Origin of the sequence: Oculatella sp. LEGE 06141, assembly GCF_015207605.1 — a bacterium.
Lineage (GTDB): Bacteria > Cyanobacteriota > Cyanobacteriia > Elainellales > Elainellaceae > Oculatella.
Genome location: NZ_JADEWO010000067.1, coordinates 1 through 14,715, shown reverse-complemented (window position 1 = coordinate 14,715; position 14,715 = coordinate 1). Strand labels below are relative to the sequence as shown.

Below are 14,715 nucleotides of genomic sequence, written 5' to 3'. Positions count from 1 at the left end.
TGCGGCGATCGCCCTCCCTTTAGCACAATGGTGGTGCCCCAGGTTGCACTGGTGACGTTACATCGTTGTCTGTTATGAGCGATCGCCTCCGCAAGGACGGCAAGCCCTACCACGCCACGTTCCAGACCAGGCTCAAACAGGGCTAAAATAGACCAATTGTCGCTCCTGCCACAATGCACCTATGACTACAGCCGCCCCAGTGAAAACTCAGTACGAAGCAGTGATTGGGCTAGAAACCCACGTTCAGCTAAAGACTGCTACTAAAATCTTTTGCAACTGCTCTACCGAGTTTGATACCCCACCCAATCAAAACGTTTGCCCTATTTGTACCGGGATGCCGGGGGTTCTGCCCGTACTGAACCGAACCGTGCTGGAGTATGCGGTGAAGGCTGGGTTAGCGCTCCAGTGTCAAATTGCTGCTTACAGCAAGTTCGACCGGAAGCAGTACTTTTATCCGGATCTGCCCAAAAATTATCAAATCTCTCAATACGACCTGCCCATTGCCGAGCATGGCTGGCTGGAAATTGAAATTCCAGACAGCGACGGGAAGCCCATGCGGAAAAGGATTGGCATCACGCGCCTGCACATGGAGGAAGATGCCGGGAAGCTCGTTCATGCGGGCAGCGATCGCCTCTCTGGTTCTACTTATTCATTGGTAGATTTCAACCGCACCGGGGTTCCCCTGGCTGAAATTGTCTCAGAGCCAGACATGCGCTCTGGTCGTGAAGCCGCAGAATATGCCCAGGAGTTACGGCGAATCCTGCGGTATCTCGGCGTTAGCGATGGCAACATGCAAGAAGGGTCGCTGCGCTGCGACGTTAACATTTCAGTTCGTCCGGTGGGGCAATCCGAGTTTGGCACGAAGGTTGAGATCAAAAACATGAACTCCTTCAATGCCATTCAACGGGCGATCGAGTACGAAATTGAACGGCAAACAGAGGCGCTAGAATCGGGCGATCGCATCATTCAGGAAACGCGCCTATGGGAAGAAGGCGCACAGCGCACCATCAGTATGCGAGTCAAGGAAGGCTCAAGCGACTATCGCTACTTCCCAGAACCCGATCTCGGCCCCATTGAGGTCACGGCAGAACAGCTCAAGCAGTGGCAAAGCGAACTGCCCGAACTCCCGGCGCAAAAGCGGCGACACTACGAAGACGAGTTGGGGCTTTCGGCCTACGATGCACGGGTGATTACCGACGACCGGGCGATCGCCGAATACTTTGAGGCCACACTGGCCGCGAAGGCGAACCCAAAACTGGCAGCAAACTGGATCATGGGCGACATCAGCGCCTATCTAAACGAAAACAGGGTTTCGATTACCGAGATCGCACTGCAACCCACCGCACTGGCCGAGCTGGTGCAACTGATTGAAGCCAACACGATTAGCAACAAAATTGCTAAAGACATTCTGCCAGAGCTGCTCACCAAGGGCGGTTCCGCCAAGGAACTGGTTGAGAAAAAAGGACTCATTCAAATTTCCGATACCAGCGTTATTGAAGCGGCGATCGATGCCGTGATGGCAGCGCATCCTGACGAATTGCAGAAATATCGTGGCGGCAAAACGAAACTGCTGGGTTTCTTTGTCGGGCAAGTCATGAAGCAAACTAGCGGACGAGCCGATCCAAAGCTAACGAACCAGCTTTTAGCTCAAAAGTTGAACGGTTAACCCAGTAGAAGGTGTGGGTCGATCTAATTTCCCCCCTTCCGGTTACTAAAAAAATCAACCACGAGGCATCATTCAGCCGAGATTCACCGAAAATCTGATTATAATCAGGCTTTCAGTCGGCTAAATGATGCCTTTCTTGCTGGAAAAGAGACTAATTTGTCAGAAATTTCCTAAAAATTTGCTTTAGGGGGTTACACCCCCCACCCCTTAGATGGCATAATGTGCTAAGTAGATGCACCCTGATGGTTGGGAGAGTTTCCAAATGGCTCTCCCTTTTTTAATTGAATCCAGCCTGCCCCGCCCGTCAACCATTGCCACTTTCGCCTCCGTCCACTACATCCCCCGGCGACAATCGACTCAAATTTGGCCGATCTGCAAGCTGTCTCGTTGATTCAACCCTCAGACCTGCCGAATAACCTTTTACAATAGAGATAGTAACCCTGCAATGGTTAACGGTTATCCTCTCCCTACGGTATTAGCCGCCAACGGAGAGGATTCTGATATAAGGTCGCTATTCAAGATATTTTGCTATGTTTGACGCACTTGCTGAACAATTAGAAGGTGCCTGGAAGAAACTTCGAGGTCAAGACAAAATTTCTGAATCAAATATTCAGGAAGCCCTGCGCGACGTGCGGCGAGCATTATTAGAGGCCGACGTTAACCTTCAGGTCGTTAAAGAGTTTGTTGCAGACGTTCAACGCAAAGCGCTAGGGGCAGAGGTGGTCGCTGGCGTGCGTCCCGATCAGCAGTTCATCAAAATCGTTTACGACGAACTGCTGGACATCATGGGCGAGACAAACGTGCCGCTTGCCAGTGCGGAACCATCCCCCACTATTGTGTTGATGGCGGGTCTTCAGGGAACCGGAAAAACCACCGCATCTGCCAAGCTGGCGCTGCATTTACGCAAGCAAAACCGCAGCACCATGCTGGTGGCAACAGACGTTTACCGTCCAGCCGCGATCGACCAGTTAATAACTTTGGGCAAGCAAATCGGCGTGCCCGTGTTTGAGCTGGGAGCCGACGCTAACCCGGTTGAAATTGCACGGCAGGGGGTCGAGCAAGCCAAAGCCGACGGCATTGACACCGTCATCATCGACACGGCGGGTCGGCTGCAAATCGACCAGACCATGATGGCAGAGCTGGCGCAGATCAAGCAGACCGTGCAGCCGCACGAAGTGCTGCTGGTGGTTGATGCCATGACGGGTCAGGAAGCCGCGAATTTGACGCGCACCTTCCACGAGCAAATTGGCATCACGGGTGCCATTCTAACCAAGATGGACGGCGACACCCGTGGGGGAGCTGCCCTTTCGGTGCGGCGGATTTCCGGGCAGTCGATCAAATTTGTGGGAGTCGGCGAGAAGGTCGAAGCGCTGCAACCCTTTTACCCCGATCGCATGGCATCTCGCATTCTGGGGATGGGAGACGTGCTAACCCTGGTTGAAAAAGCCCAGGAAGAGGTCGATCTGGCCGATGCCGAGAAGATGCAAGAGAAAATTCTTTCGGCACAGTTTGACTTTACTGATTTCCTGAAGCAAACCCGATTGCTCAAGAACATGGGATCGCTCGGCGGCATCATGAAAATGATTCCCGGCATGAACAAGCTGTCCAGCGAACAGCTTCAGCAGGGCGAGACGCAGCTCAAACGAGCAGAGGCGATGATCAACTCTATGACGGTTGAGGAGCGTCGCAATCCCGATCTGCTGTCCGGTTCCCCTAGCCGCCGTCGCCGTATTGCCAAAGGAGCAGGTTATGGCTTAGACGATGTCAGCAAGCTAGTGAGCGATTTTCAAAAGATGCGATCGCTCATGCAACAAATGGGGAGAGGACAGTTCCCCGGCATGGGAATGCCCGGTATGGGCGGCATGTTTGGCGATGCCCCGGCAATGGGTGGTAATGGACCTCAGCCGGGGTGGCGTGGCTATCCCGGCGGTGGGCCTGCGAAGAAGAAGAAAAAGAAGGAAAAAAAGAAGAAGGGGTTTGGGTCGCTTTAAACTTAAACCGTTGCCAGCCTGGCCTACAACTCTGCTGAATTGAGCGGTTAACTCTAACTACAGGCATCGGCAGAGCTACCCCAAGTGGATAGAGAAGTGGTACCATAGCTAATCTAGCCTCTAGAATGTTAAAGGCAGTATGGTAGAATTACCATGCCGTAAATCTTGTAATTTTTTCGGGAGTATATCTTTCTAGCATGATTAAACTGCGCTTGAAGCGATACGGCAAGAAGTTTGAGGCAAGCTATCGAATTGTTGCAGTCAATAGCACATCTCGTCGTGACGGTCGCCCATTGGAAGAATTGGGCTTCTACAACCCCCGATCGGATGAAGTGAGGCTGGAAATTCCAGCGATCGTAAAACGCTTGAAGGAAGGGGCACAACCGACTCCGACAGTGCGCCGCATCCTGGAAAAAGCGAATGTTTTCGAGCAGGTTCGCGCTTAAAATTGCCGTGTTTGACCCAACTGCTGACCCTTCTACTCCACCAACTGCTACTTTAGGCTCCACAGGGCCAGACTATGCAGCACTGGTTCGTTTCTTGGTAGAACCGTTCTTAGAGTCGCCTGGTTCCTTAAAGGTCGATTGTGAGTCATCCCCCAGTCGAGCGAGGGTTTTGATTCGGCTGGCGTTTGAAGGAGAAGACAAAGGGCGAGTGTTTGGTCGAGGCGGGCGCAACATTCAAGCGATCCGTACTGTATTGCAAGCAGTTGCTCAGGTATTTGGGCATTCAGTTCACCTGGATGTGTTTGGCGGGCAACCTGGCAGCTCAGATGGCCACTCGGATGAGCGTTCTCATCCACCGCCGCCGCGATCGCAGCCTCGCCGTCCAACCCGATCGGGCTGATCCTCATCATTAGGGTTACCCTTTGGGCAAAATAGAACGAAGAGGATTGTTATCTTCGAAACCAATATTTGCTGATTGAGTCAGTTTAAGGAGGTGAAGGTCGCGAGTGGCAGAAGTTCGTCTGGGTGAAGATGAATCGATTGAATCAGCGTTAAGACGCTTTAAAAAAAAGATTCAGAAAGCTGGCATCTTGTTTGAGGTCAAACGACGAGAGCGTTACGAGAAACCAAGCCTGCGTCGTAAGCACAAGGCAAACGCCGCCCGAAAACGCCACAGTTGACGGCATAGCATACTGCCCAGTCTGGTGTTACTCGACTGGCATTTAGTTAATTTGAAGTAGTTCAGGCACCTGTTGTCCCAATGTTGAGGCCAAGTTAGGTGCCTTCTTAATTTATGGGAAATGCGTTGACCATTGATTTACCGTCTCCTGAAAGTGCGATCGCGCTGGCGGGGCTGCAAGAAGAAAATATTAAGCAACTGGCTCGACAAACTGGGGCAACTATTGTGTTGCGGGGGCAATCGCTACATATCTCCGGTACCGAAAAACAGATTGAGTTGACCCAGCAGTTGGTGCGATCGCTAGAACCCTACTGGAGTGTGGGCAAAAGCATTACGGGTGTTGATATTTTGACGGCTCGGCAGGCGATCGACACCAGACGGCAGGACGATTTAAGTCGCCTCCAGAAGGACGTGATTGTGCGAACTCGCCGGGGTGAAGAGATTCGAGCCAAAACCTTTCGCCAGCAGCGATATATTCAGGCCATTCGCACCCACGATTTAACTTTCTGCATTGGCCCAGCAGGAACGGGAAAAACGTTTTTGGCTGCCCTGATGGCGGTGCAGGCATTGATGTCCAATGAGTTTGAGCGGCTTATTTTGACCCGACCCGCCGTAGAAGCCGGAGAAAGGTTAGGTTTTTTGCCGGGTGACTTGCAGCAGAAAGTCAATCCCTATCTGCGACCGCTCTATGATGCGCTATATGAAATGTTAGACCCCGAAAAGATTCCCAGCTTGATGGAGCGAGGCGTAATTGAAGTGGCTCCCCTGGCATATATGCGAGGCCGAACCTTGAACAATGCCTTTGTCATTTTAGACGAGGCGCAAAATACGACCCCTGCCCAGATGAAGATGGTGTTAACCCGATTGGGATTTCGATCGCGCATGGTTGTTACAGGAGATGTCACCCAAACTGACCTGCCCAGCCATCAACAGTCGGGGCTAGCTGTCGCTGAAAAAATCCTGCAAACGGTTGAGGGAGTTGCTTTTTGCAACCTGACCAAAGCGGATGTAGTGCGGCATCCCCTGGTTCAGCGGATCGTTGCAGCCTACGAACAATACGAAACCTAGACCGATCGCAGGCACAACGGCATTAGAGGTAACCCGTTACCTGCACGAAACGTATTTCCCATGTTACATATAGAAACATCATGAAGGTTTGTCATTAACACAAGGGGCAGCCATGTACGTGTTGATTGGTGGAGCAGGGATGATGGGGTTGCGGTTAGCCCAAAACCTCTTAGAGATGGGGCATACCGTCGCTGTTGTTGATACCGATCCATTGGCTTGCCAGTATGCTCGAGAAAAAGTGGGTGTGATGGCATTTGAGGGAAGCGCCGTTAGCACAACAGTTTTGGCGGAAGCCGGCATTCGTAAAGCTGACGCGGTTGCAGCCACGCTGAGTAGCGATGCGTTAAATCTGGCGCTGGTGACTCTTTCGAAACATTACGGTGTGCCACACATTGTGGTGCGGATGAGCGAACGCGACTTTTTGCAACCCTATCGCATTGCTGGCGCTAGCCATGTTATCAGCACCGTGGATTTAGCCGTGACAACCATGGCAAATGCGATCGAATATCCCGAAGTGGAGTCAATGATGCACTTTGAGCAGGGTCAAGTCGAAGTGCTGAAGCTACCTGTTCCGGGCGATTGTTACATTGCAGGTCGAACGATCGCGCAGATTGCCCAAGATCCGCGTTTCCCCACCGGCTCGCTAATTATTGGCTATCAATGTCATGTCTGTGCCGATCTGGTTATTCCGAACGGCAGCACCATCTTGAATGCAGGGTCAACTATTCTCATGGTAACCAAACCCGATTGTGTGCATCAGGTGATTGACTTTATGGGGTTGGGCACCTCTCAATTACCCACATTAGAAGTAGCTCATTCCAGCCTTTGATATCCGTCTCATCTTTCTTCAGGGGCGATATCGCTCCAGCGGTAAGCCATATAATCGGTCAACTGCAGCAGACTGGGTGCCCAACTTTGACGCAATGCAACGTAGCGATCGGCTCCCGACTCCAGATCGAGAACGGGTGTAATCCCTTCGTGCTTCAGTGGCGCGACGGCCTGCATGTAGCGATCGCGCCACAACGACTGTTCATGCTCGGCTGCCGTCTGCTGAGGCTCCAGCGACAGCACACCAACCAATTCAAGCAACAGTTGCATACTTCCACCCCACAGTTCAGCAACGGCGGCTGAATGCGCGATCGAGCGGTGTGTTTCCGGATCGAACACGCTTTTAATCAGGGTTGCACTATTGAGCGACACAAAGAGCAGCCGAGGCAGGGCATAGTAAGTGGGCGAAAAGCGGAAGTAGAGCAAGACGGGATAAGAATGTTGGGATTCCAGGATGTTGATCAAGTCCCTGGCGATGTCTGCCACATTTTGAGGGATGCGATCGCCTTGACCGCCTGCTGCCAATCGAACCAAAAATTCTACGGAATCGGCAGTACCTGCGGTGCGGTGATACAGGCTTAAAGCGAATGTATTGTAGCGAATAATGGCACTGTACACCGATAGCACATAGGTGATGGTGAGCGTAAAGCTGGAAAACCCCAGCACCGCTTGCAGAATAGTTAACAGTCGATAGAAGCTCGTTTGGGGTACTAAATCACCTGTGCCCAGCGTCGCCAGGGAAAAGCCGCTGTAGTAAAGCGCGGCTATAAAATCGGTGGGGGTATCTCCTTGAGTAGATTGAATCTCAGTGCCTAACCCCGTCCAAACCACCAGGGCAAACCCAAGCAGCAGCAAGGCAAACCACACCGCGATAATGCAAACAATGAGAACCGGCCCCACATGGGAAAGCATTTGATCGCCTCCCCTGGGCAACTTCCGGCTGAGCGATCGCGCCCCCTTCCAAACGTTTCGAATCAGAAACAGGCTGATCCAACCGCTCTCCAACCGAGGATGCAGCACGGTTAAATAAATATCAATCAGTGAGAGAGCGACCAGCCCAAATCCAAGCACCCGAATCAAAACGTCCATGCTTGCTGCATTCCTTGGGTAAAGGGAAGATCATCACATGTGTGATGTAGCCATGTGAGGCGATCGCTGCATTTTACGCTTTCACCCGATCGATTCGCGGCTAACGCAAGGTGGAATTATTTGAGAAAATGAAGCTAACTGAACGGCAAGCAGGATTGTGAGCAGTGATAGCAATGAAGTGGCGGGTCATTTGGATTGTGGGGTTACTGTTGCTCTGGCTATTTTGCAGCGGCACAGCCCAAGCAGATGGGTTAGCCGAACGGTTGCAGCAGTTTCCAGACTGGCACAAGCCCTCTGTGGCAACAGCCAGGGGCGATTTAGCGTATCCAGACTGGATTGCAGGCGAGTGGACTGTAACAACCACACTGGTCGAAATGGTGGCACCGCTAGCCCCGGAGGTTGTTACCCCAGGGTTTGCGAGTAACGAACGCTATCTCAACCAGCCTGTGAGCTTTCGGGTTCGCTTTGGAGAGTCCCTTCGCCTTCCAGGAACGTTTTCGCTGCCGTTTTTTCGTCAGCCCGGCAGACCAGTGGTGGCCGATCGCGCCTTCAATGGCCTGAACCTGGCAAAAACCTATTTGGGCGATCGCGCCGTGTATGCCGTCAAGGTTGACCCCAAAAACCCCAACCGCCAGATTACCCTGCTGCAAAACGATCGCCAGCTTGTTTCAACCATTACTGGACGCGCAACGGCAACGCCTGCCAGCGATCGATTCATCACAACCGAAGTCTTTCAGCAGGTGTTTCACGGCGCACCGCAACTATACGTGAATGAAGTGGAAACCACCACTGCCTATCAACACTATCCCAACGGCAGCCGTCCCCCCATTACAGCGGAACAGGTGACAGCCGTTTATCTGTCGCCACACGATCCTGATTATTTTCGGGTGGGCGATCGCCCGGTTGCTCTGTACCGTTACCGTTTGGAATTCTTTGCCGAAGCGTAATCTCGCGGTTAAACAACCCGTGGAACCGCCGCGATTTGCAGTCCACGGGCATCAAGTACCTACCTACATCATAACTACATCGTTAGATATCGCTAGATTCATTGGGTTAGATCCACCTCACAGAGAACGCTAGAGGTCAGCTCTCGCCAGACAACGGTTTCTGTGAGTATTGCCAACCTGGGTGTGCGGCAATAGGGGTCTGCTCCGGGCTAGTTCAGGATACCTTGCTCATCAATAGGGTATACCTCTTCTGCTACTAGAACAGCCTGGTTGTCGTATTCAGCCTGCAACTGATCCTGTAATGCCTGATCCCAGTCCAGGTTATACTGCTGCTGAATTTCGCTGGCATTAAATGGGCGCAGCTCACCAACAACCGCAACTCGCTGACCGTCTTCAATCGCGGGTGCTGGCGTTGTCGTCCCCAGAACTAATATCCCGTCGCCAATCCCTTCGCTAACCCGAAAGGCTTCAGGGCTAAAGATCTCGTCCACGTCCCCTCGAAGGGCGATCGCCTGTCCGTAGAACTGATCGGGGTTATCTGAAATATCGCCTGGTTCGGGAGCCGGGGCGATCGACTGAGCCACAATTACGGGTCTGTCTTCATAATCTGAATATTCGTTTTCATCTAACGTCAGATTAAACTGTTGTTGTAACTCAGCACCCTGAAACTGGCGAACTTCACCCGTGACTTGAACCGGGATGCCATCTTCTGGTAGCTGCACCGTTCCCGTTTCGCTGATGACCAAGATATCTCCACCCAGGAACTGGTTGTCAGACATGCGGAAGGCGTTTTCGCCAATGGTTTCTTCAACGTCGCCCCGAACCGTTACCGTTTGCCCGATATAGTCTTCCGTATTGTCTGTTACGTCGCCGCTGGTGACCTCTTCTTGTGCCTGAGGCTGAGGCGATGCTGCCGGATCGGTGGTTTGCGGATCGGTTTCGCAAGCCGCTAACAGTAGACCTGCGGCAGCCAGTGCGATCGCACCCAGCTTCACGGTTCTGGGTCGGTTTGGCTTGTTGTGCTCAAGATTTTGGCTTGACATGATGATTTTCTCCATTAACCTGCTATCGAGAGCCGCCTTAAATTCTTTTTGTTTTAACGAGAAGACCTCTGCAAAAGCGCTGGATACGGAGAATGAATGTCTACCAGTTTCTGCATTCGTTCTCCAACAGAAGCCTACATAATCGGCACAGTTGAGCGATCGCCCACAAACGACCCAGTTTCAATTTAAACAGGACGGCTCAAAGTGTGTAATCTACATCACACTCTAAAAAGTTGAACGACTATTTGCCTCTTGCTAAAGAATGGGGACAACCTCATTCAAAATGAAGAGACTTAACAGGGCGGTTAGTATGGCTCAAGTCTGAGCAGCACCTTTCCCGTGTACGCTGCTACTCGTTGCCCAAACGGTTGAGCGTCCGAACCGTCAACACTTGCGGCGGTGTAGAGTCGGGAGGATATAGAAAACTGAACTCCACCAAACGGCGATCGCCTGCTGGCATTTCCAAGGTAATCAGGGGTTCACCCTGTTGCCCCCGCACCTGCACCAGATGCACATAACGGGTGCGAGGCAGGCCGCGATCGTCCACATAGCGTAGACGCACCGTTCCCCGAAAAAAGGTTTGAGTGGGCAACGGTGCAAAAAAACGCAGGCCACCCTGGCTACCCTGATCGTCTTTAATCGGCGTTTGCAGCGATACTGTGACCGTTTGCGGCTGGTCTGTTGGGTTGTGCAGCGGCATGGCGAGCAGGTATTCAATGCCATAGTTGCCGTGCGCCTGATAAGCCGTGTCAGGATATCGCACCAGCATCGGAGCGGTTTGCACTTGCTCGGTACCCAGCCTGCCGCCAACCAGCGTACTCAAGCCATAGGAGAAAGCCTCACCTGCCGCTGGAATGGTGAGGCGATCGGACGCTGGATCGTCTATCACCTGAGCCTGCCACTGCGACCCTTGAGCCACACCAGCCACTCGACCATAAATAATCTGGCCTGCCGTTTGCTCGGGTGGAGTTGGGGCGCGATCGCGGGCACCCGCCAACGAGCCTGTTTCCAACAGGGCTTGCCACTCTGGTAGGGTGGGGGCTTGTTCGGTACCATCTTCGGCTCGTCGCGCCTGCAATGCCAAACTCGCCGCATAAATACGACCATCACTCCGCAACCGCATCAGCGTCGAGCGACCATTTAACGGCGGTTCCAGAGTCTCTACCGGAATCGGCAAATTGACTAACATCTGGTACTCTCCTGGCGGAACAACCACCTGGGGCGAGATCGATTCCGATCGCTGTCCGCGTAATATGTCGTTCATCACCCGGCTTCCTGGCCCTGCGTACACTGTCCCTAACGGATTTTCGACCACCGCTGGCAGTGGTTCAAAGGGGGCATCGGGCTGGCTCAAGTAGCTGGCCGCTTGCAGCACATCCACCGTAACGGGCTGGCTACCAGGGTTATACAAAATGATGCCAAGGTACATGCTCAACAAATTTGGCAGCTCTTCAGGCGTAGCCGCTCCATACACATGATGAGCAAAGACATCAAACCGCCCCTCAAACGGAAAGTTGAGATGAGCAGATGGCTCTGACTTGCCGTCGGGGGGGAACGTCGAAAGCAAGATGCCCTCTGTTTGAATCTTTTCTGGACTGTTGCTATTAAAAACAGGAACCTGATCCAGTTGCCCCGGTAACGCCCGAATGGTTTGGGGCACCGTGATTTCCTGGGGTGGAGGTGGGGTGGGGGTAGGGATAGGAGCAGCCTGGGCAATGGTCAGTAGCGAGATCAACGAGAACATTTAAACCTTGGATGTAAGCGATCGATCAACAGTGGAGGTTGAACAAGATGCCAAATTCGGTAGGCTCATCAACTCCAGTATCCGCCGAAAATCAGCCACGATCGCCTCTCGATTGTCGGGCAGCAGCACTGGAACATGAACAAACACACACTGAGCTGATGAATACTGCCTGTGCAAATGATGCAGCATCCGATAATACAGAGTGTTGCAAACAAACCGTCCGGCATCTTTGCTAACGGCAGTGGTACGTGACCCTGCCACCAACGTTTCTACATTGACTTTAGGATAGAGTACCCGGTTCCTTAATATGGCTCTGGCTTCAACGGTAAGCTGCGATCGCGTTTCTGCCATGCCACAACAAACCACCCCATCGGGTTGAAGCTCGTTGAACCTGGCGATCACCTGTTGCGGCGCTGCTTCAAAATCGACGGGCAGCGATCGGAGAAAATGCAGATTCGAGGGTGGATTGGTGTTCAGCACCTCCAGCAGCAGATCGTCGGATGAATTGGTGGTGTGATGCGGCTGCCAAACGGTAAAAGAGGTGAGTAACAGGGTTCTAGTAGGGAGTGAAGTCATTTCGGGTCAACGGCGATCGCCCTTTATTGGCAGATGAGTGAATTTTAGCAAGGGCATGATGCTCCCAAAGGATGCCAGACTAGGATAGAGAAAACCGTTGCATTTGCAAGGAGAGCGGGGAATGACCGTCATTGCCGTTATCGACTACGACATGGGAAATTTACACTCCGCCTGCAAAGGGTTGGAGAAGGCAGGCGCAACGCCCCACATCACCGATGATGCCAACGAGTTGGAACGAGCGGATGCCGTCATTCTTCCCGGTGTCGGGGCATTTGACCCGGCAATGCAGCATTTGCGATCGCGCGATCTGGTGCAACCTATTCGTGATGTTATCGCCAGTGGCAAACCCTTTCTCGGCATTTGTCTGGGGCTACAACTGCTGTTTGAAGGCAGCGAAGAAGGGCGCGAACCTGGCATTGGTGCTATCAAAGGTGTGAACCGTCACTTCCGCCCGGAACCCGGCATCACCATTCCGCACATGGGTTGGAACCAGTTAGAGTTCACCCAGCCCAACTGTCCCCTCTGGCAGCATCTTCCTGCCAATCCGTGGGTGTACTTTGTTCACTCCTACTACGCCGACCCTGCCGACCCCAGCATAAAGGCAGCCACCATTACCCACGGTAGTCAAAGCGTGACCGCCGCGATCGCCCGTGACAACCTGATGGCGGCTCAATTCCACCCCGAAAAATCGTCAACGGCTGGACTGCAAATTCTCTCCAACTTTGTGAGCCAAGTCCGTTCCGCCGTACTCGTTTAGTACTGTTCTGTAATCGGGGGCGATTGCTGCATCGCTGCTAGAAAAATCGTCTGTTTATGAGCCTGAGAATCTACGGCAATCGCCAACTAAAAACGCTTCCCGGACAAGCCACACGACCGACCCTGGCGCGTGTGCGGGAGGCGTTGTTTAACATCTGGCAAGGCGAGGTTGACGGCTGCCGCTGGCTTGACCTCTGCACCGGAACGGGTTCAATGGGCGCAGAAGCGCTCTGTCGTGGGGCAGCACTGGTCATCGGCATTGAACAATCGGCGCGTGCCTGTGCGGTTATTCAAGAAAACTGGCAACAAGTAGCCAATGCCGACCAGACCTTTCAGGTGATTCGTGGCGATGTCCGGCAACGGTTGCCCAATTTAACCCAGCCGCCGTTCGATCGCATTTACTTCGACCCACCCTATGCCAGTGAGCTGTACCAACCCGTGCTGGAAGCGATTGCCCACCACCATCTTTTGACTGCAACCGGGGAACTGGCGGTAGAGCATGACCCAAACCAGGAAGCGATCGTGGCACCTTCATCTCTGGAGATCTGTCGCCAAAAGCGCTATGGAAACACGGCTCTAACCTTCTATCGACCCGTCGCTTAGTTTAGATAGGGCATGTGCTGTTAAAGCAAAATCCCTCAAGTGCGGCAATTATCGCTGCCCTACCTGAGGGATTGGAGAGGAATACCGCCCAACGAACGATAAAAACGCTACATGTTAAGCTGATTTCCACGCTTGTACTGCAAGTAGGCAGCCACAAACAAACCCGCCAGGGTGATAGGAATTAGACCTAGAACAATACCTGAGAGCAACGGTTCTACCACGACTCAATCTCCTCAATTATTAATTTGGATCTTAGCAAATTAAGGGGTTGTACTCATCTCTTAATGCTTGTTAGCTATTTCTCATAATTCAATTTCTAGTTTTGCAGAACTAAATTGAGGTTAAAAACGGCAGAAACCGTTTAATAATAAGCGAGAAATAGGGGATTACAGGTTTTTAAATTGCTTCTGTGAGGCTGACTTAATTTATATGGCTCATCGCAGAAATTTTAAGCTATGTTGTAAATTGAAAAGCTCTTTGTACTAGACCCTTGACCAGAGACCTGTTGGATAATCAGCTCCCTACCACTGAAACCTCCATCCAGAGGACTGCTCTGGTAATTTTGGCAGTTCTGCTGATTGTTGTGCTATCAGTCTTTGCAGTGTATCAGTTTCGTCGCTCTGATCCCTACGTTCAGAGTGTTTTGTCTTTAAGTGGAGATGCTGGGCGAGGAGAAGTCATTTTCCAGATGAATTGCTCTAGCTGCCATGGCATCTATGCGGATGGCCAGGTTGGGCCAAGTTTACACCATGTCTCTTCTCGTAAATCGCGGGTTGGGTTAATTCATCAAGTGACGAGCGGCAATACGCCACCAATGCCCCAGTTTCAGCCCAATCCGCAAGAGATGGCAGATTTGCTGGAGTATTTAGAGCAGTTATAGTCGCGGCACATAGCACAGCAAGGGGCGAGGTCATCTCGCCCCTTGCTGTTTCGGGGCGTTTCCGGGTATTTTTGGAGCGGTTTTGCAGCTATTCCCAACGTTCGATTTCCGTAGAAGCACGGTCGATCGCTCCCTGGCTTCATCCAAACAAACCCGAAGTTTTCGGTATTTCCTGATCGCTGGCTGTATCTCTTGCATATACATTCATCATGAGTGAGCCACCAGTACACCGCTCAGACGATATGCGATCGCTCTCTTTATCTCCGCTCCTGCTCGGCCTGCTTAGCGTCATCAGCTTTGTGCCTATCACCGACTCTCTTCTCTGTGTTCCGATCGCCCAGGCATCCGAGGTTAGAACCTTTGGGCAACCGGGGCGGCAGGGTCGGGATGGGCGGCAGG

General features: G+C 52.4%; 17 protein-coding genes. 12 read left to right on the top strand and 5 right to left on the bottom strand.

Annotation, left to right across the window (positions count from 1 at the left end; genetic code table 11):
• The first annotated feature begins 181 nt into the window (after positions 1 to 181).
• The 7 genes from gatB (at position 182) to IQ268_RS27565 (ending at position 6,679) form a co-directional block, all read left to right on the top strand.
• Positions 182 to 1,666 carry an Asp-tRNA(Asn)/Glu-tRNA(Gln) amidotransferase subunit GatB gene (gatB, locus tag IQ268_RS27595; protein ID WP_193885897.1) on the top strand — a complete coding sequence of 495 codons (1,485 nt, stop codon included), beginning with the start codon at positions 182 to 184 and terminating at the stop codon, positions 1,664 to 1,666.
• Between the two features lie 530 nt (positions 1,667 to 2,196).
• A complete protein-coding gene (gene ffh / locus IQ268_RS27590) occupies positions 2,197 to 3,657 on the top strand; it encodes a signal recognition particle protein (protein ID WP_193885895.1) in 1,461 nt (486 codons plus the stop codon).
• A gap of 197 nt (positions 3,658 to 3,854) precedes the next feature.
• Positions 3,855 to 4,103: a 30S ribosomal protein S16 gene (gene rpsP / locus IQ268_RS27585; RefSeq protein ID WP_193885893.1), complete on the top strand. Its 249-nt coding sequence runs from the start codon at positions 3,855 to 3,857 to the stop codon at positions 4,101 to 4,103.
• A complete protein-coding gene (locus tag IQ268_RS27580) occupies positions 4,078 to 4,503 on the top strand; it encodes a KH domain-containing protein (RefSeq protein WP_193885891.1) in 426 nt (141 codons plus the stop codon). The genes rpsP and IQ268_RS27580 overlap by 26 nt, the downstream gene beginning before the upstream one ends.
• A gap of 106 nt (positions 4,504 to 4,609) precedes the next feature.
• Complete coding sequence (gene rpsU / locus IQ268_RS27575; protein WP_193885889.1) at positions 4,610 to 4,783, top strand: 30S ribosomal protein S21; 174 nt, start codon at positions 4,610 to 4,612, stop codon at positions 4,781 to 4,783.
• 113 nt (positions 4,784 to 4,896) lie between these two features.
• Positions 4,897 to 5,850 (top strand): PhoH family protein, encoded by a 954-nt coding sequence (locus IQ268_RS27570; RefSeq protein ID WP_193885886.1) that lies wholly within the window; start codon positions 4,897 to 4,899, stop codon positions 5,848 to 5,850.
• A gap of 112 nt (positions 5,851 to 5,962) precedes the next feature.
• Positions 5,963 to 6,679 (top strand): TrkA family potassium uptake protein, encoded by a 717-nt coding sequence (locus tag IQ268_RS27565; RefSeq protein ID WP_193885884.1) that lies wholly within the window; start codon positions 5,963 to 5,965, stop codon positions 6,677 to 6,679.
• Between the two features lie 8 nt (positions 6,680 to 6,687).
• On the opposite strand, the gene IQ268_RS27560 is transcribed toward IQ268_RS27565, so the two are convergent.
• Complete coding sequence (locus tag IQ268_RS27560; RefSeq protein WP_193885882.1) at positions 6,688 to 7,767, bottom strand: potassium channel family protein; 1,080 nt, start codon at positions 7,765 to 7,767, stop codon at positions 6,688 to 6,690.
• A gap of 173 nt (positions 7,768 to 7,940) precedes the next feature.
• On the opposite strand from IQ268_RS27560, the gene IQ268_RS27555 reads away from it, so the two are divergent.
• Positions 7,941 to 8,714, top strand: a complete 774-nt coding sequence (locus IQ268_RS27555; RefSeq protein ID WP_193885879.1) for a DUF6816 family protein — start codon at positions 7,941 to 7,943, stop codon at positions 8,712 to 8,714.
• A gap of 209 nt (positions 8,715 to 8,923) precedes the next feature.
• Here IQ268_RS27555 and IQ268_RS27550 read toward each other — a convergent pair whose 3' ends face one another.
• From IQ268_RS27550 to IQ268_RS27540, 3 genes are all read right to left on the bottom strand, one after another.
• A complete protein-coding gene (locus tag IQ268_RS27550) occupies positions 8,924 to 9,757 on the bottom strand; it encodes a hypothetical protein (RefSeq protein WP_193885877.1) in 834 nt (277 codons plus the stop codon).
• Positions 9,758 to 10,106: 349 nt separating this feature from the next.
• A complete protein-coding gene (locus IQ268_RS27545) occupies positions 10,107 to 11,501 on the bottom strand; it encodes a DUF3370 domain-containing protein (protein WP_193885875.1) in 1,395 nt (464 codons plus the stop codon).
• Complete coding sequence (locus tag IQ268_RS27540; protein WP_193885873.1) at positions 11,502 to 12,077, bottom strand: peptidase C15; 576 nt, start codon at positions 12,075 to 12,077, stop codon at positions 11,502 to 11,504.
• A gap of 121 nt (positions 12,078 to 12,198) precedes the next feature.
• On the opposite strand from IQ268_RS27540, the gene hisH reads away from it, so the two are divergent.
• Together hisH and rsmD are read left to right on the top strand one after the other, a co-directional pair.
• Positions 12,199 to 12,834: an imidazole glycerol phosphate synthase subunit HisH gene (gene hisH / locus IQ268_RS27535; protein WP_193885929.1), complete on the top strand. Its 636-nt coding sequence runs from the start codon at positions 12,199 to 12,201 to the stop codon at positions 12,832 to 12,834.
• A gap of 56 nt (positions 12,835 to 12,890) precedes the next feature.
• The gene (gene rsmD / locus IQ268_RS27530) at positions 12,891 to 13,436 is read left to right on the top strand and encodes a 16S rRNA (guanine(966)-N(2))-methyltransferase RsmD (protein ID WP_193885871.1); all 546 of its coding nucleotides are present in this window, start codon (positions 12,891 to 12,893) and stop codon (positions 13,434 to 13,436) included.
• A gap of 107 nt (positions 13,437 to 13,543) precedes the next feature.
• Here the strand turns inward: rsmD and petG are convergent, their stop codons facing one another.
• On the bottom strand, positions 13,544 to 13,657 hold the full coding sequence (gene petG / locus IQ268_RS27525) for a cytochrome b6-f complex subunit V (RefSeq protein WP_193885869.1): 114 nt from the start codon (positions 13,655 to 13,657) through the stop codon (positions 13,544 to 13,546).
• Positions 13,658 to 13,941: 284 nt separating this feature from the next.
• On the opposite strand from petG, the gene IQ268_RS27520 reads away from it, so the two are divergent.
• Positions 13,942 to 14,316: a cytochrome c gene (locus IQ268_RS27520; RefSeq protein ID WP_193885867.1), complete on the top strand. Its 375-nt coding sequence runs from the start codon at positions 13,942 to 13,944 to the stop codon at positions 14,314 to 14,316.
• 209 nt (positions 14,317 to 14,525) lie between these two features.
• Positions 14,526 to 14,715 (top strand): hypothetical protein (locus tag IQ268_RS27515; protein WP_193885866.1); only part of this gene is annotated, 190 nt, incomplete at its 3' end.

Bases quoted from the DNA above. Each gene is read 5' to 3' on its own strand.
- gatB (WP_193885897.1), top strand. From the start codon at position 182: ATGACTACAGCCGCCCCAGTGAAAACTCAGTACGAAGCAGTGATTGGG.
- ffh (WP_193885895.1), top strand. From the start codon at position 2,197: ATGTTTGACGCACTTGCTGAACAATTAGAAGGTGCCTGGAAGAAACTT.
- rpsP (WP_193885893.1), top strand. From the start codon at position 3,855: ATGATTAAACTGCGCTTGAAGCGATACGGCAAGAAGTTTGAGGCAAGC.
- IQ268_RS27580 (WP_193885891.1), top strand. From the start codon at position 4,078: ATGTTTTCGAGCAGGTTCGCGCTTAAAATTGCCGTGTTTGACCCAACT.
- IQ268_RS27570 (WP_193885886.1), top strand. From the start codon at position 4,897: ATGGGAAATGCGTTGACCATTGATTTACCGTCTCCTGAAAGTGCGATC.
- IQ268_RS27565 (WP_193885884.1), top strand. From the start codon at position 5,963: ATGTACGTGTTGATTGGTGGAGCAGGGATGATGGGGTTGCGGTTAGCC.
- IQ268_RS27560 (WP_193885882.1), bottom strand. From the start codon at position 7,767: ATGGACGTTTTGATTCGGGTGCTTGGATTTGGGCTGGTCGCTCTCTCA.
- IQ268_RS27555 (WP_193885879.1), top strand. From the start codon at position 7,941: ATGAAGTGGCGGGTCATTTGGATTGTGGGGTTACTGTTGCTCTGGCTA.
- IQ268_RS27550 (WP_193885877.1), bottom strand. From the start codon at position 9,757: ATGTCAAGCCAAAATCTTGAGCACAACAAGCCAAACCGACCCAGAACC.
- IQ268_RS27545 (WP_193885875.1), bottom strand. From the start codon at position 11,501: ATGTTCTCGTTGATCTCGCTACTGACCATTGCCCAGGCTGCTCCTATC.
- IQ268_RS27540 (WP_193885873.1), bottom strand. From the start codon at position 12,077: ATGACTTCACTCCCTACTAGAACCCTGTTACTCACCTCTTTTACCGTT.
- hisH (WP_193885929.1), top strand. From the start codon at position 12,199: ATGACCGTCATTGCCGTTATCGACTACGACATGGGAAATTTACACTCC.
- rsmD (WP_193885871.1), top strand. From the start codon at position 12,891: ATGAGCCTGAGAATCTACGGCAATCGCCAACTAAAAACGCTTCCCGGA.